Below are 22,687 nucleotides of genomic sequence, written 5' to 3' on the forward strand. Positions count from 1 at the left end.
TATTCTTGGGAACAACGGCAGCGTAGGAGGCCTTATGCAAAAAACGACCATTCTTATCGTAGAAGACGAAGAAATTTTACGTGAAATTAGTAAAGATTATCTGCTGAATGAGGGGTATCAGGTATTAGAAGCAGCAGATGGGAAAGAGGCGTTAACTTTATTTCAGAATCATGATGTTGATTTAATAATTCTAGATATCATGTTACCGGAGCTAGATGGTTGGTCTGTTTGTAGGCGTATCCGGAAGACATCCAATGTTCCGATCATCATGCTGACCGCTAGAGTCGATGAGGATGATACGTTAATGGGGTTTGAGCTAGGTGCCGATGATTATGTGACCAAACCCTATAGTCCAGCAGTGTTAATGGCTAGAGCCAAAAGACTGATCGAAAGTAGGATGAAGGAAGCTAGCCAAACCAGTTCCTCCGAGTCCCCCAATAACGATTCGATCACCATTAAAGGAATTAGCATCCATCTCCCGTCCAGGACAATAACTGTTGATGGTGAACCTGTCTACCTGACATATACTGAGTTCCAAATTTTAGCTTACTTCATGCAAAATAACGGAATTGTCATTACCAGAGAGCAGCTCATTCTGAAAATTTGGGGTTATGAATATGAAGGGGATGACCGTACCGTAAATACGCATATTCGAAATTTGCGAAGTAAGCTAGGTGATAAAGCTAAGTTGATCACAACCATTGTTAGAACAGGGTATAAGTTCGAGGGGAAAGCATGAGAATCAGTATTGTCATCAAATTATTTGCGTTGACAACCACATTATGCCTTTTCATTCTGGCGACGATCTATGTCGGACAAACGATATTCTTCAAGCAATATTACGAGAACAGAAAAGTAAATGAAATTCAAACGAATATCCAAACATTTAAGAATGAGTATGTGAGTAGCGCAGGAAATTTACTGGCCATTCAGAGACTAGAACAAGATTTTTATCGACAAAACGATACCTGGATTACAACACTCGATAGCCAGGGGAACTTGAAAAATGCGAATGATTTTTATGTAGAGGTAAAATTAGATCTAATTAAAACAAACAATGCGTATGCTGGCAAAACGATTACGGTACCTCTTTATCAGATGATTAACATCAATGAGGTATTGAACAAAACATCAGGCCAAATGATCAGTATGTTGGTTCCCAAAGCTCGTGTCATTGTAGCGGAGTATAAAAAAGATGCCGCGTTAATTCCCTATAGGTTGCAAATTGAAAAAAGTAATGTACTTTGGGTCAATGATAAAGTAGCGAAAATGCTGGATGACCTCACGTTAGATATTAAAAATTCAAGAAAAGAAAATGTGGATTTCCCTGGTATTACCCTGAGCGGAGCGATTACCAAAGTTCAATTTCCAAGCGGGAATGAATCTTCTAGCTTCATCTATACAAACAGTTTGTTTCTAGACAGAATCAAACAGTTTCAAGCAAACTTATTATTAAAAGAGTCAAATAATAACTTGGATAACTCGCAAATTCTCGATTTCACGCAGAATGACGTCAAGTATAAAATCTTTATGGATCCGATTAAAGATCAGTCTGGCATAACCAGCTACATCTTTTCGATGGCTTCCTTGCAGCCCGTCGATGAAGCCGTTCAAATGCTCAAAGATTATTATGTGTACATGATTGCTTTAGTTCTATTCCTGATTATTCTTGCTGCCTTGTATTATTCGAGAAAGATTGCCAGACCCTTATTGAAAATGAATGAAACAACAAAACGAATTGCGAAGTTAGATTTTTCGGAAACGATAACGATTAGATCTAATGATGAAATTGGGGAATTATCACGCAATATCAATTCACTTTCCCAAACGCTTCATTCTCATATTGAACAGCTACAGCAGGATATAGAGAAAGAAAAGCAATTGGAACGTACTAGAAAAGAGTTTATCTCAGGTGTATCCCATGAGTTAAAGACGCCGCTGAGTGTGATGAAGAGCTGTATCTCGATCCTTCAAGATGGCGTAGCCGTGCAGAAGACAGATCACTATTTCGAGGCCATGAATAAAGAAGTTGATAAGATGAACGTCTTGATCGTGGATATGCTGGAGCTTGCTAAGTTCGAGTCTGGTACGTATAAAATGGAGATGGATGCGTTCAGCATCGACAGGCTGATCGAGGAAATCTGTGAGAAATTGTCGTTAGAATTTAGCAGTAAAAGGCTTCAAGTGCATATAGAGCTCGTCTCCATTGATGTCATGGCCAATCAGAACCGTATTGAGCAAGTGATTACAAATTTTCTGACCAATGCGATTCATTATTCGCCAGAAGATGAACATATTTATGTGACGGTTCATGAAGAGCGGGAGCGCGTTAAGGTCTGTATCGAGAATAAAGGAGCGCATATCCCCGAGGATCAGCTGGCGAAAGTGTGGGATCGTTTCTACCGCGGTGATACGGCTCGTCATCGTTCTCAAGGCGGAACAGGCTTAGGCCTTGCCATTTCCAAGAACATCTTGGAGTTACATGGTGCTGAGTTTGGCGCGGCGAATACGGAAGACGGGGTTTTGTTTTACTTCTATTTGAATAAAGCTTGAGCAGCCACTTTACTTGACGTGAGTTTCTACGTCTTGGAAGGTGGTTTTTTTTCTTTATCTTATCTTTATCTCAAATCCGTTTTATGTTCATCTCCCTCTATTAGAATAACTCTATGAAATGAAAGATTCAGCCAGATAGAGTTTGCATCTTGAGAGGAGACCACCAATGAAAAAGAATGGAATTCTTGCCCTAACTGCCATTAGTACACTTATTTCCGGCTTCATTGTGTATAACGTACAGGCGAGTAGCCTTTTTAAGAATGAAACTGCACACAATGCAACACAGTCTGCAGTAAACATACAATCGGCTAGCAACTCTATGAATAAATCTGGACGTATTTTAGAAGGAAAAACGATCGTGCTTGATGCTGGGCATGGTGGCAAAGATGTAGGTGCAACAGGACAAACGGGCATCCATGAGAAAGATCTGACGCTTCAAACGGTATTAAATATCCAGCAGGAATTAGCTCAAAAAACGGGCGCAAATATTGTTTTGACTCGTGATAAGGATGAGTTTTTGACGCTTGCGGATCGTGTGGAGATTGCCGAGAAGAACGAGGCTGACCTATTTATCAGTATCCATTTTGATGCATTTACTACGAATGATGTATCAGGCATAACGACTTATTACAACAAACCAGCAGATCGAGAATTAGCAACTCTAATTCATGATGAAATTTTCGATCAAAACATAAATACCAGAGATCGCGGCGTAGCGCAGGGGGATTATCGTGTACTCCGAGACAATCAAAGCCCATCCCTTTTACTCGAGCTAGGCTATATATCTAATCGAGAGGATGAACAGCGCATGCAAACACCTGACTTTCAAAACAAGGCAGCTACAGCAATTACGAAGGGCATTATTTCCTACTTATCTTAAGAATCGAGGCGATCCCAATGAGAAAAACAATCATCCCTATCATCGTTGCTTCCATGACGCTCGCAGGTGCATTAAGTTTGAATGTACCTGTTTATGCGGATGGCGTGCAGAGCGTTGCCAACGCTCAAGTGGGGACCGTGGCTTGGACGGGCGACAGTAGCTTTGAACTCAAGAATATTCAAATGCTACCTGATCAAGAAGGGCAATTCATGACGTTCACTGTGACTATGCACAACAAGACTAGTCGTGAACTAAGTTTTAACGAGATTTGGATTCGTGTGAAGGACAGTTCAGGCAAATCCTATCCCGTTAAACTGTACCCGCAAGATCTTAATAAGAAACGGGTCCAGCCAAATTCGAGTCAAGATCTAAGCTTTTATGCCACAGTAAATGATTCAACCAAACTGCATGAACTTATCTTCCAATTCTTTCAATGGGATTTCAGTCAGACGAATTATGAACGAAATATTGGCGAATTAACGATTCCAGAAGGTTACACAACTATGGTGCCAGCTGGTGAAAGTCAAGTTATTCATATGAATGATATCAACGTCAAAGCACAAATAACCAAAATAGAAACGAATTCGAATGGGAGGTATCTATTACCGACTGTCTATGTGAGCATGGAGAATGAAGGCGCCTATCAGGTCACTGTACCAGCGTTCAACTATGCCATCCGCACATCGGACGGACGCATCCATCCACTAGAAGCAGAAGCTTTGAAAGACATGTCGATCAGCCCGAATGATGCCAAAGAACTTCAACTCTCTGGGTCCATTCCTGTTTCTGTGGATACAGATAACTGGCAGCTTGTTGTGACTAGCATGGATTCGGAGCTAAAACGGCACATGCCCGTTGCAACATTCCAATTACCACCTGAGACCATGCAAGAAGTCAAGACAATAGGTCATGAATATACATTTTCCTATGATAATGAGATATATACCACTCAGCTAAATGATCTACAACGGCTGCCGTTGAGTGATCTAGACATGCTCTCTGCGAATATAACCCTTGGTAATAAAGGCGATCAATCACTGCCAATTCCCGAGTTAACAGGTTATTTCCTACTGGACGGCGGAGTGAAAGTCGAAGCAGAAGTGATTAGAATGGCCAAGACGATCGGAATTGGAGCGGGTGATCACGTAGATGTCCAAATGGTTGGGAAAATCCCTTATACGTACGAATTTTCGGATTTGAAGCTTGTCTTACAGCAGAAGGAAAGCGACGCCAAGTTGCAAGATTTGCTAACTTTCTCTGATTTGAAAGAGCAGCAAACGATGCCATACATACGTAATTTTGAAACACACATGATCAGTGACCCAGGCCGTCGAACGCGATACACCATTTATCAAACAGCGGGATATACAGGGAGTTCCTCTGATCTATTTACGGCACAAATTCGTGTGGAAAATCTAGAGAAGCGCTTCTCCAACCTTCCGAAGTTAGTTGCTTATTTTCGCTCGAAGGACGGTTCTATTTACCCAGCGACACTGGATGAAGTAAATCAGAAGATTAGCCCATCTGGTAAAGCGCAGCTTAATGCATGGACCCGCTTACCGAAAAATTATGACGCATCGAATTTGCAGCTTGTGTTAGGTGAGGCGATCCCAACCACTTCTGATGATGCTGCAGAGATGATGTATGTGAAGCCAGCGGCTTATTGGCTGCCAGAAGATACGAACGATGTGAAAACGACGCTGAAAGATCTGTCCCTCTATCCCTACAACATTTCGCTCAGTCAAATTAATGCCTCGATGTCTAGTGTCACACCGGCGGGAATCAATCTCACATTAAAGTTTAATTACGAAATAACGGAAGATCTGACTGCTGAAGCCAATCTAACTGGTCATAAACTGATTTTGGCTTTTGAAGATAAGGCAGGCGGGACGTCGTTCGAACGGGCTTATCAAGTTTCCGATCTCGAACATAAATCGACCGATGACGATCAAGCTGGACTACAGCGGCTCTTGCTAGGCGAACACGAAGGTTTTCGTATTGATATGATTAAGAAAGATTTCAGCTACCAGAGTAACTATACCTTGCAAATTTACGATGAATACCAAGGGCATCGAAGACTTCTAGGAAGCCAAGTGATCGACTGGTTCACGACGACAGATTAATAGAATATTGGAAAAATCCCTCTCTCATGAGGGATTTTTTTGCGGGGATACTACGGGGTAAATCTAGGTTGTAATGGATGGGAGTTGAACTTCATCATGAAGCGAACGATTGCGATTGTTTCTACATTGATTCTAGCAAGTGGATGCTTCCACAAATCTGCAACGCCTAACAAGACTCCAATTGAAACGAACCGTCATTTACCTCATGTCCAGTCAACAGTTACCCAAACACCGAAACCATTCGTTATTTCTTCGATTGAAAAGGAGCCTGTTAAGTCGCGTATAACGAAGGTTACGCTAGGGGCCATCGGTGATGTACTCATTCACGATAGAGTGTATTGGGACGCCGCTCAGAAAGATGGGACGTATAACTTTAAGCCTATTTTTGAAAAGGTGAAAGGATTGTTACAGGCTCCTGACATCCTTGTAGCCAATCAAGAAACCATGATCGGAGGGAAGGCGTTGAGGCTCTCCAGTTATCCTTCGTTCAACAGCCCCCATGAAGTTGGAGATGCACTGAAAGATGCAGGGGTGGACATTGTCACGATTGCTAATAACCATGCACTGGACAGAGGAGAGAAGGTTATTCAAAGCGCTCTCAACTATTGGGATATCCTTGGTATTCCTTATACAGGCACCTTCAGAACTCAAAATGACAGAGACCTTATAAGAACGATGACGAAGAACGAGATTACGTTTTCTTTTTTGAGCTATACCTATGGTACCAATGGCATCTCTACGCCAAAAGGAAAAGACTTTCTCATCAACAGAATCGATGAAAATCAAATCCGTCAGGATGTGGAACAAGCTAAACACATGTCTGATGTTGTTGTGGTTGCTGTTCATTGGGGGAAGGAATATCAACGATTCCCGGACCAAGATCAAACTGTTCTTGCGCAAAAGCTCGCGGATATGGGCGTTCATATTGTCATAGGGAACCACCCGCATGTCCTACAGCCGCCAGCCTGGGTAACCGGTAAAAATGGACATCGAACCTTCGTTCTATACTCGCTTGGGAATTTCATTTCCGCTCAAATAGACCTATATAAACAAATTGGCGGAATGGCCACGATTGAGGTTACCAAAACGAAAAGCAATAACCAATCCACAATTGCCTTACAAAGCCCCAGCTTTTTACCTGCGTTTACTTACAGCCACAAGGGACATCAATTCAGAATCATTGCAATAGATAGCTTAACGAACAATGAGCTGCCTAATGCTGCCGCGCAACATGAAAAGATAAAAAAACATATGCGGACCTACATGCAAGAACTCCAAATCCTTTCATCATCAAAAATGCCCTAAAACTTCATTTCATCTTTATTTCGACTTGTCTTTTTCTTGATTTCACAAGGGTATGCTCTTAGTAGAGTTCATCAAGAGAGAAATAAGTTGTAAGTAGGTGCTCACAAGAATGAAGATGCAACAGTTATTACGAAAACAACATATCGTTGCTATTGGTTTTCTCGCGCCAAGCCTAATTGGGTTCGCAATTTTTTATTTAATTCCATTTGCTTTAGGTGTTGTCTACTCCTTTATGGATCGTACGATTGATGGCTCGTTCGTAGGCTTAGCCAATTATCAAGAACTGTTAGCAAGCGATTCCTTCCGCAAAGCATCAGCGAACACCTTGTTGTTTACAGGTATCAGTGTACCGTTGCTGATCGTTGTTTCTCTACTTCTTGCTTTGCTGTTGAATCAGAATGTGTTTATCCGCAAATGGATAAGAACCGCTTATGTGCTACCGCTTGTTGTACCTGTGGCTTCGATTGTTATGGTTTGGCAGATTCTGTTCGATTGGAATGGTGCACTAAACGGCTGGCTGCATCATTTTGGTCAAGACCGTGTTGACTGGATGAATTCAGAGTGGGCGAGAGGGGTCATTTCGGCTGCTTACCTTTGGAAAAATGTTGGCTATAACATCATTTTATTTCTGGCTGGCCTGCAAAGTATTCCGAACGATTATTACGAAACAGCTGATTTGGAAGGGGCTGGACCCTTCCGTAAACTAACTTCGATAACATTGATTTATTTAATTCCAACCTTATTTTTTGTTGTGCTCATGTCAATCATCAACTCTTTTAAGATTTTCCGTGAAACGTATTTAATCGCAGGAGATTATCCGCATGACAGTATTTATATGCTTCAGCACTATATGAACAATATGTTTTACTCTCTTGATGTTCAGAAGCTAACAGCGGCAGCAACCTTAATGGTCGTTGTGATATTTTTTCTTGTCCTTGGGATGATGACAATGGAGCGCAAATTCAGACAATTCATGGAGTGATTATGACTAAATCAGCTTTTATTCAAAAATGCATCGTATCCGCTATGTTATTGGTCATTGCAGTCTCTATGATTTTCCCCGTCGTGTTCACATTTACGAACTCGTTGATGACGGAGAATGAAATCGGTACCAACTATGATTTAATAGGCCAGATGGTGGAGAAAACCGCAGGCAGTAAAGAGCTATTTATAACATTAAAAGTCATTCCAGATTGGGTGTCCTTTGCGCAGTACGGGCAGATTCTGTTCGAAACGCCAACGTATCTGAATATGTTCTGGAATTCGGTGTTCCTGGTTGTGCCGATGATTATCGGACAAGTACTTGTGGGCTCGCTAGCTGCGTATGCCTTAGCTAAACTGCGGTTTCGGGGTCGAGATACGTTATTCCTTGCCTATGTGATGGTTATGCTAATGCCATTTCAAGTTACCTTGGTGCCGAACTACATTATTGCCGATAAGCTGGGCCTATTAAATAGTGCTAGTGCCATCATATTACCTGGTATTTTTGCTGCTTTCGGCGTTTTCATGCTAAGACAGTTTATGCTGTCGATCCCTTACTCCTATGTTGAAGCCGCCATTATGGATGGCGCTGGTCATCTTATGATTTTCGGGCGTATTATCGTGCCATTAATTAAACCTGGTCTGGCCGCACTAGTGGTACTGCTCTTTGTGGATTACTGGAATATGGTCGAGCAACCGCTGATCTTCTTGGAAGATGCTTTCAAACAGCCATTATCCCTTTACTTATCACGTATCCAAGGAGAAGCGCGAGGTATTGGCTTCGCAGCATCCGTGCTGTATATGTCTCCGATGTTACTTCTATTTTTATATGCAGAGCGTTACTTTATTGAGGGTGTTCAGTTGTCAGGGATCAAAGGCTAGTGCGACGATAACATCTAGGAAAGGAGGGATTACCTTGAAAACCCAAGTCTCTGATCAGACGGGAACTGGCTTAAATCCAAAAATGAAATGGGCATCGATCCTTTTTATCGCTGTATTACTTATTCTTACACTATATAGCAACACGATTCTTACCATGAATTTACCTAAGGTCATGGTAGAAGAGGGGAAATCGGAACCACTCGTTCAACAGTACAACGGCAGTGGTGATTTGCAGCCGATTAGCCAAGTGGAACTTTCCAATAAGTCCGGATGGACGATTAAAGATGTCATGGTGAAAGTGGGGGACCATGTGGAGAAGGGACAGGTCCTCGTGACTTACGAGAGCAAAGAGGCATCGCGTCGCATTCTAGATGAGGAGGCATCGTTATCCCGACAGAAATTATTGATGGAAGGCTTGCAAGATCGATACATCGAAGCCGTGCAAAGCGGGGATGACCTCAAAATTCGCAGTGCCAAACGAGACCTAGAGGTCGCTCAACTAGATCGAAGCGTGCAGGAACGAAAAATCAAAGAGTTGAAGGATGACTTCGCGAGCTTAAGTCAAATCGCAGCACCATTCGAAGGTGTCATCTCACACCTATCTGCTGTGAAAGGACTTGTTTCTGGTAGCGCCGGTGGTGATGTAACGATATCGAATTCGAGCTTAGGGTATCAGTTAGTTTTACAAATACCTTCAGCGATAGCTAACCACTTGGAGCTTGGAAGCAAACAGGATATAACGGTCAAAATCAATGGAGAAACCAAAAGCTATGAAAGTGTCATTTCTGGCATTGTAGCTACTGATGAGCAGACGAAAAAAGTGAGTTTAACTGTGCAAAATGCCGAATTACAAGGCGGCGAGAAAGCTAATGTAGACTTTAGTATAAGTTCTGATGCCGGCGAAGGCCTGCTTTTACCTAAAAAAGCTGTATATGGTGCGGATACGAACAAATATATGTTTGTTCTTGAAGAGACGAAGAGCCCACTTGGCAACACCTATCATGTCCGCAAAGTGTTCATAGAGGTCGGAGAAGCCACGGAAGATGCCGTGATTGTTCGAAAGGGGGCTTACCCTGGACTGAAGATCATCACAGATAGCAGCGAAGCCCTCACAGATGGTGATCGAGTAAGAGAGAATTAATATGTTTTACTAATTATAAGGAGTGAAGTAAAGATGAAGAAATGGTTTCTTATGCTCATGAGTTTAGTCGTTATGTTCAGTTTGACAGCGTGCAATGAAATTACCTCGGTCAACCAAAGCGAACCGACGAGCAGCAGCAATATCGCGAGCTCTGCCAGCATTAGTAATCCTACTAACAGCCCAGCCGTAAAAGAAATGACAATCGAGGATGAAAATAAAGATAGTAAAAAGACGATTGTCATCTCGATATTAGCTGCGACTGATTTTTACAAACAAGCGAAGCAGCGATATGAGGCAGCACATCCAAACACGAAAATTGAATTTAAGGAATTTATTACAGCAACTGGCGGAAGTGGCATTATGAGCGCATCCGAAGTAGAAAAGTATATTAAACAATCTACAACCGAGATTTTATCTGGAAAAGGGGCCGATTTATTCGCACTCACTACGGTCGATTTACCGATTGATAAGTATGTGAGTAAAAATGTGTTCGTGAACGTTGGAGAATTCATTAAACAAGATAAATCGTTTGACCAAAGTCAGTATTATATGAACATCCTCGACAATTCCAAAATGAACGGCGGACTCTATGTCCTTCCAACCAAGTTTCATTTGCAAGCATTGTTCGGAGATCAGGTTGCCATTGAGAAAGCAGGCGTAGCGATCGATGATAAAAAGTGGACTTGGAGTCAGTTTGTAGAAGTAAGCAAATCATTAGCTTCCAAAGGGGTTCACACCTATTCATTAAGCGGGTTGGAACCAGAGAATATGTTGAACTTACTTGTATCCGACAATTATGCCCGATTGGTTGATGGTGCTAAGGGCAAAGCGAACTTAGATTCGTCCGATTTCACTGATCTGCTTAAACAAGTAAAGCGTTTATACGACGACAAAATCATTTCAGCCAAACCGTTGGGCCCGAAGGAAACTAACTTCTTACTGTCGGAATTCTATTCTCCAAACGATTTCATCACTCGCAATTCGCTCTATTTTACAAATGGAACTGTTTATCACAAGCCTCATACAGCTGAGCAGCAATCAGGTGTCGCCTTTGGTGGCATGCAAACCATTGCGATGAACGCAAATTCAACGATTAAAGCAACCGCTTGGGATTTCATGAAATTCCTATTATCCGAAGAGATGCAAAGTATCCCACAACAAACAGGTTTCCCTGTGAAGAAATCAGTCACTGAGAAGTTAATTGAGGAAATCGCAAATGACGCGAAAAAAGGTACAGTTAGCACAATTAAAGGCGGGAACGTCAAAGTTTCTGAGAAAGATATTCAAGTTCTAAAGATGATGGTCTCGGAAGCGAGTCTTTCAATATCCAAAAGTGACAAGGTTAGATCGATTATCGCTGAGGAGTCCAAAGCTTATTTCACTGGGCAAAAGACAGCTGAAGCTGTTGCAAAGCTGATTCAGAATCGTGTGACGACTTATTTGAATGAATAATTGATAGGTAGACCCCTTTTTGGGGTCTATTTCATTTTTTAGGTGGGCATAATATCCAGAAAAAGGTGCGTTTATTTACTTCATAGGAAGTGAGACCCAAATGGCAAATTGTTATCTGAAAGTTTGACACTTTTGTGTAATGAAGCGCAGTATGGACAACTATTGGTTGTTTGATTTGGATTAACTTTGACAAAGTATGTTATCATGAGATTACATTATTTTAATAAGCGAAAAGGTAAGTATATACTTGGAGGTAATTACCATTAATACCGATACCCTGAATGATGCAATGACGATGTTGAAAGAAACGAGCCGAACCTTTTATATACCGATTAGCAACTTGGACTTCGGATTAAAAGAGGCTGTAACATCTGCCTATTTATGTATGCGGGCCATCGATGAAATCGAGGATCATGAGGAACTAGCGGACCCATTGAAAATAGAGCTTTTATCTGGTGTGTATGAAGCTTTCCAATCCTCAGATATTATCGAATCCATCCGTAACTTGCTAGCGCCTCATAAGGAGGTTTTGCCGGAAGTTTCGATGAGACTGGATGAATGGCTGATTCTCTGTCCGCCTACAGCAACTCCAATCATTGAGCAGTATATTGCTAAAATGTCATTGGAAATGTCCGAATGGGTCCAAAACGGTTGGAATATCCATACGGAAGAGGATTTGGACCGCTATACGTATAGCGTAGCTGGTATGGTTGGCGAGATGCTGTCCGAGCTTTGGCTGTGGCATGATGGCACGCAATCCGATCGCGATAAGGCTATTGCCTTTGGAAGAGGACTGCAGGCGGTTAATATTCTCCGTAATAAATTGGAGGATGCGAAGCGCGGCGTGAACTTTTTCCCGGATGGTTGGGGATTCAAGGAAATGCAGCAATACACTCGTCGCAATTTGCAACTGGCAGATAGCTATATCGCAGACCTGAAACAGGGTCCAGCGTTGAAATTTTGCAAGGTCCCATTAGCTCTAGCGCATGCTACGGTAAATCTGCTTGCTGCTGGCGGCAACAAATTGACGCGGGATGCAGTTTTGAAAATTGTGAGTAAAGTGACGTAAGTGTGAGGTTTACATAGGGAAGAAGCCTGCAGCGGTTGTGCAGGCTTCTTTTTTCGTTTTTGCGTGTAATCTTAAGCGTGTTGGGGTAATTGAATATCCGAATAGCCATACGGGGATGAGGAGGACTCTCCCTATCTACCCAAGATTAAATCCATTGCCTCGAAACTAAATGCTAGACTTCTAGGTGATGAGCAGGAAGAATTCTAAAAGGGCACCCCACGGGTGCCCATTTTTCTTTCACTCAGTAATAATAAAAACCAACTCACAACGCCCGCTCAATCACCTTCCTATAATGCCGCACAGACAGCACGCCGAACACCGAATAGAGTACCGTATACATCACCATAACGATCATCATCGGCGTCCACAGCGACGTTCCGAAGAAGAACCACCCTGATCGGATGGCGAAGTAACTGTGAACCAGCCCGACAACTAAGGGAATACCGAAATTAAATAGCTGTTTAATCTTAATTCCTTTTAACAGATCGCCCTGGGTGAAACCAAGCTTTCGGAGAATGGTATACGATGACCTCTCATCTTCGCTCTCATCCATTTGCTTGAAGTAAAGAATGCAGCCAGAAGTGATGAGGAAGGTTAAGCCTAAAAAGCCAACGATGAACATCAATAATCCGATTCTATTTTTTTGTTCATTGGCCATAGTGAGATACGACTCATTGGTATGACTTTCATCAAAAACTAACGAATGAAAAATCTGATTAGCTGCCTCCAATTGCTTCTCATCTAGGATATCAACGCCAATATAGAGGGATGACTTTTTCTGAATCGTAGGATCCATATCTTGCTTTAATTGCTGGAAAATAGAGTCGTCTACGACAACTACGGGCTGATTGCTTCTTGTAAAATACCATGAAATATAGGAGCGTTTCTCGACGCCAATATTCGTTTGCGGAATGACAGAGTGCTGCGCATGCAGCTGGATTTGGCCGTTATTTTTGAAATAGAAAAATTGGGTCATCGCGTCATTCACTCCAGTAAGAAGTGTTTGATCTGCCTTCAAATCAATCGATTGCGCAGCTTTGTCGCTAATGACAGCCATGGGTGTAACGCTCGAATCCCTAACCATAAAAAGCTCGCTGTTCGAGTTCATAGCTTGACTATGGTCGACATTGGTTTGAATAACGTCAATCGTTGTTTCACGATGTCCGATACCGCTTGCATCTAAAGCTGCCTTGAACTGGTCTGCATCTTGTCTATTCGTCATCGCAAAGTGAGCAGGCACGTTCATTTTGGCTGTTTTCTCCGCAGAGTAATAGGCGATATAGCTTAACGACAGCAAGCCAATCGCAAGTGCGGATACGGTTGTAATCACGGTCAAAAGCAAAGCATTGGATTTCATCCGATACATAATGGAGGCTAGGGACAGGACTTCGTGAACATTCAGGAAGCCGTTTTTCTTCGTTCTAACAATGTTAAGAATCAAGCGAACGGATCCTTTATAGAAAAGATAAGTTCCCAGAATGACAGCTCCGAGAATAAAGATCATACTGCCGAATAACGCAACAGCAGTCGTAATCTCACCAGCAAACAGCCATGAGGATACGTAGTAGCCGATTAGTATTAAGGAAAGACCAACGAGCCCCATGACGATTTCCAAGGTGGACATCTTCTTCACTTTAGCTTCCGTGGAGGTTGAGGCTCGAAATAGCGAAAGGATGGTCTGCCTTTTTATAAACATTGAATTGACCAGCATAATAAACACATAAATCACGCCAAAGACAACAAGCGTTTGGATGAGTGCCTGTGGCGAAAAGTGTAGTGTGGCAGCAGCCTTGACCCCTGTAATTTGAAAGAGGACCATCAGGATCAGCTTGGACACGGAGAATCCAATAAACGTCCCAATGACTAACGAACCGAAGTAAAGGATACAATTTTCGGTGCTAAGTATGCGAAAGATTCGTCCCTTCGTCATGCCGATTAATTGCAATAAGCCGATTTCTTTACTGCGTCTTTTCACGAAAATGTTATTCGCATACAAATTGAAGATGGCGATAATAGCAATCAGTAAGATCGATGCAGAACGCATCGATGCGGCACCTTTAATCGTCCCTTTCGCCGCGTCTAAAGCGGGGTCATACTGCAAAGTGACAAAAGCGAAATACAGAGCAACGCTAAACATTAAGGCGAACACATACAAGTAGTAGTGCTTGATATTGGACTTCAGATTTTGAAGGATGAGCTGATTAATACTCATAGTGCACACCGCCAAGTACGCCTTGGGTCTTCATAATGTCTTGGAAGAAGGCTTGTCTCGTTTCTTGCCCTTTATAGATTTGGGAATAAATCTGACCATCCTTAATGAAGATCACTCTGCTGCTGTAGCTGGCGGCGACCGAATCATGAGTGACCATCACAATGCTGGCTTGCCTGCTTTGATTCATTGCGCTCAGCTTGTTCAACATATCGGAAGCCGATTTGGAATCTAGTGCACCTGTTGGTTCATCAGCGAAAATAATATCAGGATCATGAATAAACGCTCTAGCAGCGGACGTCCTTTGTTTTTGCCCACCGGATATCTCGTTCGGATATTTGTCCTTGAGCTCATAGATACCCAGTTCGGTGGCTACGGTATGGAATTTTTGCTCCGCTTCTTGCTTGGACACCTTCGTAATCGATAGCGGAAGCAGGATATTTTCTTTCACAGTCAGCGTATCCAGCAAATTATAATCCTGAAAAATAAAGCCAAGATGATGCTTCCGGAACTCAGCCAATTGCTTTTCCTTCATGCTCGTCGTTTCTGCCTTGTTAATCTGAATGGAACCATGACTTACCTTGTCGATGGAGGAAAGCACGTTGAGCAGCGTCGTTTTCCCAGAGCCGGAGGGGCCCATGATGCTGACGAACTCCCCTTTTTCGATCGAGATGTCGAGGCCTCGAAGTACCTCTTGTTTGTTATGTTTATTGCCGAAGCTTTTATGAATTTTGACGGCTTGTAAGATAGACATGAACCACACACTCCTTTACACGATAGCTATATTATAAAAAGCTGGGCCGCATTTATCCTTCGATCGGACGAACAAAGTAGAAAGGCATGTGACATTATTGTCACATGCCTGTAATCCGCACGAGTTCATTGGGCTGCGGGAAAGAAAGGATGAACGTGCTGCCTACGCCAACCTCGGAATGCACAGTGAGCTGGATATGCAGCGTATCAGCTGCCTTACGGGCCAAATATAAGCCCATGCCCGTCGCGGCGCTGTCCTGATGCCAGGTCGTGGAGGTGAAGCCCTTATCGAAGATACGGGGAAGATCCTTGGCGTCAATACCGCGTCCAAAGTCCGTTACTTCTAGGACGGTACGCTCCTGTGTGAAGAAGCTCTTCACGATGATATCGGACGCGGAGCTAGGGCTATATTTCACGGCGTTCGTCAAGATCTGCCGAAGGATAAAAGCGAGCCATTTGGCATCGCTGAGGACCGTCTCGGCGGCGTCTAACTGGACGTCAAACCCGATCCCTTTTTGGATGCACCAAGATTGCAGCGATTTGAGCTCCATGTAGAGGAGGTCTTCTACGTCAACCTTTTCAATGTAGAGATCATTTTCAATCGAAGGTAACCGCTGTTGGTGGAGCTGTTGATCCAGAAGATGATGAATGCGAAGCCATTCGAAGGTTAAAGAGGCTTTCATTGGATCGTTCTCCAAACGGCCAATCATCAAATGCATAGCGGTGAGAGGCGTCTTCACTTCATGAATCCAAGCTAATAGCTCGTCCTTCTCCTGCTCCAGGGCGATTTGCTGCCGCGAGGCCGTCTGATGGAGCCGTTCGGTTTGATTGACCAAGGCGGATGCCATGATTTTCTCAAAAGGACTTGCCGCATCTACGACTGGGGAGACATCGAGACTTGTTTCCCAGTCAGTTAACCGCTTGATAAAAGCCGTTTCTTTGGTATAACGAATGATCAAGAAGATAACGAACAGCATCGTGGATAAGAAAACAATATACAGAACGGATCGGAAAGGAATCGAATGGTCGAGATAGGCAATTAAAAGCAGGAGGCCTTGACTGCAGAGGAACATGAGGATCCAGCTTTTTCGCTCTAAGAGATACGCTTTAATCATGACGAGAGGTCTCTTCCGTGGCGATATAACCTTGCCCGACCTTTGTTTCGATAAAACGGCCCAAATCAAGCTCGTCCAGCTTCTTTCTAAGTCTATTCACGTTCACAGTCAAGGTATTATCGCTGACAAAACGCTGGTCATTCCATAAGCTGTTGATCATGTCTTCTCGACTGACAATCGTGTTTTTATGCTCAATGAGCAGCTTCAAAATATAGATTTCATTTTTGGTCAACTCAATAGATCCTGAGGGATGGCTAACCATATTCTTTTCAAAATCAATCGTCGCACCGCACCAGGTTTTGAGCTTGATTTGCTCCGTATTGTAGTTATACACACGGCGGAGAATGGCATGGATTTTCGCGATCAGCACGTCAAAATGAAAAGGCTTTTGGATGAAGTCATCCGCTCCAAGCTGCATGGACATCACCATATCTGTCGGATGGTCACGCGAAGAGAGGAAAACAATCGGCACATTGGAATGCGTCCGAATCATGCGACACCAATGAAAACCATCGAATTTGGGTAACTGAATATCAATAATGACGAGGTCGGGCTTCAGGTCAATAAATGCCTCAACCACTTTATTAAAATCGGCGATGCCATGGACCTCATAGGACCAATGGGCCAACCGTTCTTTCATCTCTGCGAACAGCGTTGCATCATCTTCGATAAGTAAGATCTTAAACAAGGGAAGTCACCTGCTTCTGGTCATTCTTTGAGTCTCAAACTTATGTAAACGGGTTAACAGAGCTAAAATGATTCTGAAATATAATAATGGCAAGCCCCAAACCGATGATACCAATGCCGACGGGAACAGGGATTTGTTTAACAGTTATTTTGCTTTTTTCGAGAAGGAGGAAAGATAGTCCAATTAGTAAGCCATAGATAGTGGATTTCAATGTTAGATCTGGTACCCACTTGATAATATAGGCATCAGATAGATAACTTAGTAAGGCGCTTATTGTGAAATAGATAGGAAAGCGGAGTTTCATCAGGTAATCCCCTCTCGTTTGTCCATTTTAGCAAATCATAACATAAATTCAAATTAGGAGTCATGGATTGGATGCATTAGTGAAGTCAACATTGGGTTGCGGCATTGACAAAGTCCCTCGAGAACGCTATGATATCTCTTGTTGTATTTAGAATGTAACTGGAGGTGTTTTGACAATGGCAGTTCCTCAACGGAGAACGTCCAAAACACGTCGCGATAAGCGCCGTACTCACTTTAAACTGGCTGTGCCAGGAATGGTGAAGTGTGAACAATGTGCTGAACTTAAAAAAGCGCATCATGTTTGCAAAAACTGCGGTTCATATAAGGGTAGAGAGATCGTACAAGCTCAATAATCATATGAATCTTGCAATGAAAATGACACTCCTTATGGAGTGTCATTTTTTATAATCTCTATTTAATCGTTGTTAGCATATCTCTTCAACAAATCCTCGATCAAGATACCGTTAATTTTCAGGCCAGTGATATCGCAGTTCGAGATGTCGACATGAGATAAATCACAATTCGTAAGCACGCTGTTACTTAATACGCAATGATCGAACTGAATGGGTTCATAGTCATGATTGGCTTTATATTTTGCATCGCCTTCAACGGGAAGAATGACATTACGAAATTGAGTACCATATAAATGGACATGCTCAATGACAGCATTGCTAAAATTGGCATTAGTTATTTTAACATGACTTAAGTTGGCATCGTTGATTTGTGAGCCAGATAAATTCACATCGTTGAACAACAGCCCGCTCAAGTTAGCATTGTTAAATTTCGTTCCAGCGAGACTCACGTTATCAAAATCTAGCTTTTCTGCTCTAACCTCTTGAAATTTGGAACCAGAGATATCTGTTTTCTGCAAGTTTAGTGTTTCTGTTGTCCATCCAGCCATTTGTATCCCTCCTTAGATTGATTACATCCTAAATTTACCATAAAATTGAAGTTAATAGTGAGCAAGATTTAATCCTAAAAAAGATAGACCAACTACCTAAAAACCCTGATCAGCAATTGCCGATCAGGGTTTTCTTCACCTCAATACAATTAAAACTGAAAGCACAGTGTGCTCAATGAACCATGTTCGATGGTGTCGTGCAATACACGGATATCCCGACCAGGGCTTCCGCTTCCGAGAGCAATGAGCAAAGGCACAAAGTGCTCTGCACGTGGAACCCCCACCGCTGCATGCGGGGCTAGCGTTTCGTAGTTGCTTAAGGATTCGATATCTCTAGAGAGCACTTTGTCACGAATCCAATCTCTGAATTGTACCGTCCATTCGCGAGGCGGAGCATCCTTCTCACGGTCAATTTCATTAAAGTTGTGAGTCAGGAAGCCGCTTCCGATGACGAGAATACCGTCTTGCTCAAGTCCTTGTAATGCTTCACCAATGGCAATCTGCTGCCTAGCTGGCAGGAAAGGATTGACCGAAACGGGGACGATGGGAATGTCGGCTTCCGGATATGCATGCATCAGGAGAGGGAATACGCCGTGATCTAAGCCGCGATACGCCAGCCTAACCGGAATGTTATTTCGGCGCAGGCGTTCTTCTACCATGGATGCAACGATGGTTGAGCCTCTCGCAGGATACTGAACCTGATAAAAGGCCGGAGGAAACCCGTAATAGTCATAAACCATTTCATGAACATCATCCGTCGCGGCTATTGTTGTCACTTCGCTTTCAAAGTGCGCTGAGAAAATGACAATGGCTTTTGGTCGGTTTTCCTTGCCGAAGCGGTTCAGGAACGCAGTGAATTCGGATTTTTCGAAAATGGTATAGGGTGAGCCGTGGGGCAAAAAGACGGGTGATAGCATAACATGACCTCCTATCCTTATTTGTATTGTTTGTATAACGCTCGAAAATTACAAACGTCCAAAAGCTACAAATAGTAATATCGCCAAGAAAAGGATGTTCATCCCGATAGCTTGATTTTCATTTCTCTTCGCGTGAAGTATTACAGCAAGTACCATGATTAGACCAAGCGCAAACGCGGCAATTGGTGTCAAGGAAGGTGCAATTCCTGTCGCATGAGGTAAAATTAATCCTAGTCCACCAAGCAGCTCTGATACACCGATGAAAGTTACCAGGCCTTTCGAAGAATCTTTCACCCAAGGCATCCCAGCCTTCGCTTTCTCATACTGAAAAGCTTTCATGGAACCAGCCATAATAAAAGCTAGTGCTAAAACACCTTGCGCGATCCATAATGCAATATTCATAAAAAATTACCTCCTTGAATTAAGTAAGTGTATAGACGTATACTAATCCCTTGGAGCGATACTGAGAAGTAGTTACTTAAAATATATCTAGTATACAAAAAGATACCTTACGGGGGAGGCGATCAAAATGTCAACGGATTGTAAATTTGAAACTGTGTTAGAAATCCTTGTCGGCAAATGGAAGCCTGTCGTTTTGTTTCAACTTTTTTCAAATGGCACGATGAGATTCAGCGAACTTCAAAAAGCTATTCCAGGTATAACTAAGAAAATGCTTACCCAACAATTAAGGGAGTTAGAGTATCATGATATTGTTCATCGTGAAATCTATCGCCAAATCCCTCCTAAAGTCGAATATTCCATCACAGAATACGGCAAAGGAATGGCTACTGTATTACAGGCAATGAATGATTGGGGAATGGCTCATGTCAATCATTTGAATGAGTTATACGGGGAAGATAGATCCGTGGAATCATTCGAGAGTAGATTGGATGAAGTTACAGGGAGCTAGATCCGATGTTTAATTTGAAAATCCAAGAATGTCGAGAGGTGAACAAAACGAAACATAGGAAGGTAAATGGAGTATTCTGGCGTACTAAAATAATTATTCTAATATCGGTAGTATGTATGTTCATCATCGGTTTTGTCGTTTATCAATTCAATAAGTCACTCCTCTCGAAAAATGAAGCCATGGCTAAAGCCGAAGAATATCTAAACACGGTAAATACGAAAATTGTAAAAGAAAATAGGGACTATAAAATCAAAAATGTAGAAGAAAGCACCTGGCACATCACCAAGGATGGCTTTTGGAACACGGTATTCGGCAAAAGGGAATGGGATGGGTTTATTGATGGCATAGGCATTAAGATCGATGCAGATTCGGGGGACTTTATCCAGATGATTTTTCCGCTAGATGGCGTAATTACGAAGAAAGAATTTCCCCAATGGTTCCGCTAACAATTATTTCAAAAAAGAAGAAGCCTCTTTTGGCTTCTTCTTTCGTTATTCCGTCAACCAATCACTCCATCACCACATGCCACGGCTGCATCCACACAATTCGTTCGCCTACGCGAAGGACGATGTTCAAGTCGTGGGGGCCAGCAGTGAGGGAGACTGAGGCGCTCAATCGATACAAGGGGACGACTGTTTCATCGGTAACCTGCTTAGCGGCAGGGGCCACCGAGATCGCTGAAATGGAATCCTTATTGCCTTGTGCGTTATTTTCTTCGATAGATAGTTGTGGTTGTAAGGAATCTTTGAGGTTTTTCTGTGTCCATGCGTTATTTGTATCGTAAAGAAATGCCTCTAATTTAGCCGTTGTCCCCGTTAATTTGCCAGGTAGCACACCGAGTTCGACTTTATAGGCTCCTTCATAGAGGGCATGCCCCTCATACCAAGGAATGGGAGAAAGGCCGAATAATTGTTTGACCACGGGCTGTTCCAAGTATAATTCGCCATTACCATCTGATCGAGTAGGTACGCTGTTAAGGACAATAGTATTTGTTAAAATACCCTTCCAATAGATCTCAGCATTCTGGCCCCCCTTATGCAAAATAAAGCCATAGTCGCCTTTCGTAAACCGAACGGCGCCGCTCGCTCCTTCCACATCCGCTTGCTCGTACCCCAGCTGCTCAGCTAAGATCTTAAGCTTAAGTACATCAACGCCTAGTTTCACAAAGCCTGCGTCTACATCATCATTCAACTTCAGATTGCCTTGGCTGTCAGGCCTGTAGATAAGCTGTTGTGGATATAGGGTTCCAATTTGCAACGCTGTGCCTGTATCCAGATCCCAGAATCGATCCTGACTCCATGGTTGATAAGGGATCCATCCCGTATGTCCTTCTGCGCTCACTTTGAGCCATGTGACCCCATTCGGTAGGCTCCAAACCGCGGTTACGTCCACGTCCTGATTCCGCAGCAAAAGGACGGAAGACATATAGTACACATCGGGATAGCGCAGGAGCTCACGGTCGCCTCGAATGGATATCTTCCAATGGACGTTGACCGCATCTGCGGGCTCTCCATAGAAGAGATTAATCCAGCCTGTTCCTTTCGAAGTTTTTACGTGGTACCAGGTAGTGGCGTACCAAATATCATATGGACCTCTACCGTACCATAGCGGTTGGGTGATTTTTTCGAAGGCGGTGACTTTCTCACCGGAGAGGACAGTCATTTCTTTGTTCGATGGTCCATGAAATAAGGGCCTCTCGGTGGTTAAGTTAAGCGTCTCATCGGTCGAGACGATGGGAACACCATTTTGCCATGTCCATAGGGGACCCTCATCCGTTTCCACTAAGAAATACCGATCATAGATGGTTGTATACTCCTTAATGATACGAGTTTCGCCTGCTGACACATAGACTGTTTTTGCCTGACCCGGATCCGGATGAAGAACGGCCAGAAGATCCGAGTTTCCGCTTACATTTTGATGGTAAACTAGCTTGTTAACGTCCTGAATGATACCAATCTGTTTCACTGGGATATGCGCCCACAAGTCTCCCAGCCAAGTAGTATGAATCTGAATCCATATCTTACTGACCGGATCGTTCGTATAGAACCATTGCTTCTCCGCGTAGACCACCTCTACTTCTTGCGGGGCGAGTGCCGCTACTGAACCGCCGCGTTCACTTGCTTTGCTGTAGAGAGGCGTATCTGAGGTTAACATAATGCGCTCAGGTGGCGCGATATCAATCTCCCATGGGTTGGGATGAATCCACCGTGGGCCGAACATCGTCTCGATTTTCCAAGTAGCTGCGCCGATGGACCAAGCACCATACGTCTCAATGACCTTGACGTTTTGTGGGGAAAACCATCCCTCGGGTTGATCGATAGGTGTATCTGACGCAGGGTAGTAAGCTGTATCTGACAACAGCTCTATAGATTCAGGAATACGTAAACCATCAGGGGAATAAGGCCCCTGAGCCATGAAATCAGCTGAGGTTTCAGCCGGTTTGACCAGAAGACCAACTAGGATTGCAGCTAACAGGGTTACCATCAGGCTTACACGCCACTTCAT

General features: G+C 43.1%; 22 protein-coding genes. 13 read left to right on the forward strand and 9 right to left on the reverse strand.

Features of this window, described 5'->3' with window-relative positions; genetic code table 11:
- Window positions 1-34 precede the first annotated feature (34 nt).
- From AC1DVJ_RS04250 to AC1DVJ_RS04295, 10 genes are all read left to right on the forward strand, one after another.
- Window positions 35-739: a response regulator transcription factor gene (locus AC1DVJ_RS04250; protein WP_477588624.1), complete on the forward strand. Its 705-nt coding sequence runs from the start codon at window positions 35-37 to the stop codon at window positions 737-739.
- A complete protein-coding gene (locus AC1DVJ_RS04255; protein WP_477588626.1) occupies window positions 736-2,553 on the forward strand; it encodes a sensor histidine kinase in 1,818 nt (605 codons plus the stop codon). Before AC1DVJ_RS04250 ends, AC1DVJ_RS04255 begins: the two co-directional genes overlap by 4 nt.
- Before the next feature lie 166 nt (window positions 2,554-2,719).
- Window positions 2,720-3,433 carry an N-acetylmuramoyl-L-alanine amidase family protein gene (locus AC1DVJ_RS04260; protein ID WP_477588627.1) on the forward strand — a complete coding sequence of 238 codons (714 nt, stop codon included), beginning with the start codon at window positions 2,720-2,722 and terminating at the stop codon, window positions 3,431-3,433.
- A gap of 17 nt (window positions 3,434-3,450) precedes the next feature.
- Entirely contained in the window at window positions 3,451-5,556 is a 2,106-nt protein-coding gene (locus AC1DVJ_RS04265; protein WP_477588628.1) for a hypothetical protein, read from the forward strand.
- Between the two features lie 96 nt (window positions 5,557-5,652).
- The gene (locus tag AC1DVJ_RS04270; RefSeq protein ID WP_477588630.1) at window positions 5,653-6,861 is read left to right on the forward strand and encodes a CapA family protein; all 1,209 of its coding nucleotides are present in this window, start codon (window positions 5,653-5,655) and stop codon (window positions 6,859-6,861) included.
- A 109-nt stretch (window positions 6,862-6,970) separates the two neighbouring features.
- Window positions 6,971-7,843, forward strand: coding sequence for a carbohydrate ABC transporter permease (locus AC1DVJ_RS04275; protein WP_477588632.1), 873 nt, complete (start codon window positions 6,971-6,973; stop codon window positions 7,841-7,843).
- A 2-nt stretch (window positions 7,844-7,845) separates the two neighbouring features.
- The gene (locus AC1DVJ_RS04280; RefSeq protein WP_477588634.1) at window positions 7,846-8,724 is read left to right on the forward strand and encodes a carbohydrate ABC transporter permease; all 879 of its coding nucleotides are present in this window, start codon (window positions 7,846-7,848) and stop codon (window positions 8,722-8,724) included.
- A 34-nt stretch (window positions 8,725-8,758) separates the two neighbouring features.
- Window positions 8,759-9,865, forward strand: coding sequence for an efflux RND transporter periplasmic adaptor subunit (locus tag AC1DVJ_RS04285; RefSeq protein WP_477588636.1), 1,107 nt, complete (start codon window positions 8,759-8,761; stop codon window positions 9,863-9,865).
- 33 nt (window positions 9,866-9,898) lie between these two features.
- Window positions 9,899-11,317 carry an ABC transporter substrate-binding protein gene (locus tag AC1DVJ_RS04290; protein ID WP_477588637.1) on the forward strand — a complete coding sequence of 473 codons (1,419 nt, stop codon included), beginning with the start codon at window positions 9,899-9,901 and terminating at the stop codon, window positions 11,315-11,317.
- A 247-nt stretch (window positions 11,318-11,564) separates the two neighbouring features.
- Window positions 11,565-12,386, forward strand: coding sequence for a squalene/phytoene synthase family protein (locus AC1DVJ_RS04295; protein WP_477588639.1), 822 nt, complete (start codon window positions 11,565-11,567; stop codon window positions 12,384-12,386).
- 262 nt (window positions 12,387-12,648) lie between these two features.
- Here AC1DVJ_RS04295 and AC1DVJ_RS04300 read toward each other — a convergent pair whose 3' ends face one another.
- The 5 genes from AC1DVJ_RS04300 to AC1DVJ_RS04320 form a co-directional block, all read right to left on the reverse strand.
- A complete protein-coding gene (locus AC1DVJ_RS04300) occupies window positions 12,649-14,598 on the reverse strand; it encodes an FtsX-like permease family protein (RefSeq protein WP_477588640.1) in 1,950 nt (649 codons plus the stop codon).
- Window positions 14,588-15,349, reverse strand: a complete 762-nt coding sequence (locus tag AC1DVJ_RS04305) for an ABC transporter ATP-binding protein (RefSeq protein ID WP_477588642.1) — start codon at window positions 15,347-15,349, stop codon at window positions 14,588-14,590. The genes AC1DVJ_RS04300 and AC1DVJ_RS04305 overlap by 11 nt, the downstream gene beginning before the upstream one ends.
- Before the next feature lie 100 nt (window positions 15,350-15,449).
- Window positions 15,450-16,463, reverse strand: a complete 1,014-nt coding sequence (locus AC1DVJ_RS04310) for a sensor histidine kinase (protein WP_477588643.1) — start codon at window positions 16,461-16,463, stop codon at window positions 15,450-15,452.
- Window positions 16,456-17,151: a response regulator transcription factor gene (locus AC1DVJ_RS04315; protein WP_477588645.1), complete on the reverse strand. Its 696-nt coding sequence runs from the start codon at window positions 17,149-17,151 to the stop codon at window positions 16,456-16,458. Before AC1DVJ_RS04315 ends, AC1DVJ_RS04310 begins: the two co-directional genes overlap by 8 nt.
- 40 nt (window positions 17,152-17,191) lie before the next feature.
- Complete coding sequence (locus AC1DVJ_RS04320; protein WP_477588646.1) at window positions 17,192-17,455, reverse strand: hypothetical protein; 264 nt, start codon at window positions 17,453-17,455, stop codon at window positions 17,192-17,194.
- A 175-nt stretch (window positions 17,456-17,630) separates the two neighbouring features.
- Between AC1DVJ_RS04320 and rpmF the strand changes: the two genes are divergently transcribed.
- Entirely contained in the window at window positions 17,631-17,807 is a 177-nt protein-coding gene (rpmF, locus tag AC1DVJ_RS04325) for a 50S ribosomal protein L32 (RefSeq protein ID WP_047680282.1), read from the forward strand.
- Window positions 17,808-17,869: 62 nt separating this feature from the next.
- On the opposite strand, the gene AC1DVJ_RS04330 is transcribed toward rpmF, so the two are convergent.
- The 3 genes from AC1DVJ_RS04330 to AC1DVJ_RS04340 all read right to left on the reverse strand — a co-directional run bounded on the left by AC1DVJ_RS04330 (window position 17,870) and on the right by AC1DVJ_RS04340 (window position 19,674).
- A complete protein-coding gene (locus AC1DVJ_RS04330) occupies window positions 17,870-18,355 on the reverse strand; it encodes a pentapeptide repeat-containing protein (protein WP_477588648.1) in 486 nt (161 codons plus the stop codon).
- A 149-nt stretch (window positions 18,356-18,504) separates the two neighbouring features.
- Window positions 18,505-19,272 (reverse strand): DODA-type extradiol aromatic ring-opening family dioxygenase, encoded by a 768-nt coding sequence (locus AC1DVJ_RS04335; protein ID WP_477588650.1) that lies wholly within the window; start codon window positions 19,270-19,272, stop codon window positions 18,505-18,507.
- Window positions 19,273-19,320: 48 nt separating this feature from the next.
- Complete coding sequence (locus AC1DVJ_RS04340; RefSeq protein WP_477588651.1) at window positions 19,321-19,674, reverse strand: DoxX family protein; 354 nt, start codon at window positions 19,672-19,674, stop codon at window positions 19,321-19,323.
- A 127-nt stretch (window positions 19,675-19,801) separates the two neighbouring features.
- Here AC1DVJ_RS04340 and AC1DVJ_RS04345 point away from each other — a divergent pair, with 127 nt between their 5' ends.
- Both AC1DVJ_RS04345 and AC1DVJ_RS04350 read left to right on the forward strand, forming a co-directional pair.
- Entirely contained in the window at window positions 19,802-20,182 is a 381-nt protein-coding gene (locus AC1DVJ_RS04345; protein WP_477588653.1) for a winged helix-turn-helix transcriptional regulator, read from the forward strand.
- Window positions 20,183-20,187: 5 nt separating this feature from the next.
- Entirely contained in the window at window positions 20,188-20,628 is a 441-nt protein-coding gene (locus tag AC1DVJ_RS04350; protein WP_477588654.1) for a hypothetical protein, read from the forward strand.
- A 61-nt stretch (window positions 20,629-20,689) separates the two neighbouring features.
- Here AC1DVJ_RS04350 and AC1DVJ_RS04355 read toward each other — a convergent pair whose 3' ends face one another.
- Window positions 20,690-22,687, reverse strand: a complete 1,998-nt coding sequence (locus tag AC1DVJ_RS04355; protein ID WP_477588656.1) for a hypothetical protein — start codon at window positions 22,685-22,687, stop codon at window positions 20,690-20,692.

This window comes from Paenibacillus sp. P4_A9 (assembly GCF_056402415.1).

Coding starts and splice junctions, on each gene's coding strand:
- AC1DVJ_RS04330 (WP_477588648.1), bottom strand. CDS start 18,355: ATGGCTGGATGGACAACAGAAACACTAAACTTGCAGAAAACAGATATC.
- AC1DVJ_RS04310 (WP_477588643.1), bottom strand. CDS start 16,463: ATGATTAAAGCGTATCTCTTAGAGCGAAAAAGCTGGATCCTCATGTTC.
- AC1DVJ_RS04265 (WP_477588628.1), top strand. CDS start 3,451: ATGAGAAAAACAATCATCCCTATCATCGTTGCTTCCATGACGCTCGCA.
- AC1DVJ_RS04270 (WP_477588630.1), top strand. CDS start 5,653: ATGAAGCGAACGATTGCGATTGTTTCTACATTGATTCTAGCAAGTGGA.
- AC1DVJ_RS04280 (WP_477588634.1), top strand. CDS start 7,846: ATGACTAAATCAGCTTTTATTCAAAAATGCATCGTATCCGCTATGTTA.
- AC1DVJ_RS04345 (WP_477588653.1), top strand. CDS start 19,802: ATGTCAACGGATTGTAAATTTGAAACTGTGTTAGAAATCCTTGTCGGC.
- AC1DVJ_RS04275 (WP_477588632.1), top strand. CDS start 6,971: ATGAAGATGCAACAGTTATTACGAAAACAACATATCGTTGCTATTGGT.
- AC1DVJ_RS04290 (WP_477588637.1), top strand. CDS start 9,899: ATGAAGAAATGGTTTCTTATGCTCATGAGTTTAGTCGTTATGTTCAGT.
- AC1DVJ_RS04305 (WP_477588642.1), bottom strand. CDS start 15,349: ATGTCTATCTTACAAGCCGTCAAAATTCATAAAAGCTTCGGCAATAAA.
- AC1DVJ_RS04250 (WP_477588624.1), top strand. CDS start 35: ATGCAAAAAACGACCATTCTTATCGTAGAAGACGAAGAAATTTTACGT.
- AC1DVJ_RS04355 (WP_477588656.1), bottom strand. CDS start 22,687: ATGAAGTGGCGTGTAAGCCTGATGGTAACCCTGTTAGCTGCAATCCTA.
- rpmF (WP_047680282.1), top strand. CDS start 17,631: ATGGCAGTTCCTCAACGGAGAACGTCCAAAACACGTCGCGATAAGCGC.
- AC1DVJ_RS04255 (WP_477588626.1), top strand. CDS start 736: ATGAGAATCAGTATTGTCATCAAATTATTTGCGTTGACAACCACATTA.
- AC1DVJ_RS04260 (WP_477588627.1), top strand. CDS start 2,720: ATGAAAAAGAATGGAATTCTTGCCCTAACTGCCATTAGTACACTTATT.
- AC1DVJ_RS04320 (WP_477588646.1), bottom strand. CDS start 17,455: ATGAAACTCCGCTTTCCTATCTATTTCACAATAAGCGCCTTACTAAGT.
- AC1DVJ_RS04300 (WP_477588640.1), bottom strand. CDS start 14,598: ATGAGTATTAATCAGCTCATCCTTCAAAATCTGAAGTCCAATATCAAG.
- AC1DVJ_RS04340 (WP_477588651.1), bottom strand. CDS start 19,674: ATGAATATTGCATTATGGATCGCGCAAGGTGTTTTAGCACTAGCTTTT.
- AC1DVJ_RS04350 (WP_477588654.1), top strand. CDS start 20,188: ATGTTTAATTTGAAAATCCAAGAATGTCGAGAGGTGAACAAAACGAAA.
- AC1DVJ_RS04335 (WP_477588650.1), bottom strand. CDS start 19,272: ATGCTATCACCCGTCTTTTTGCCCCACGGCTCACCCTATACCATTTTC.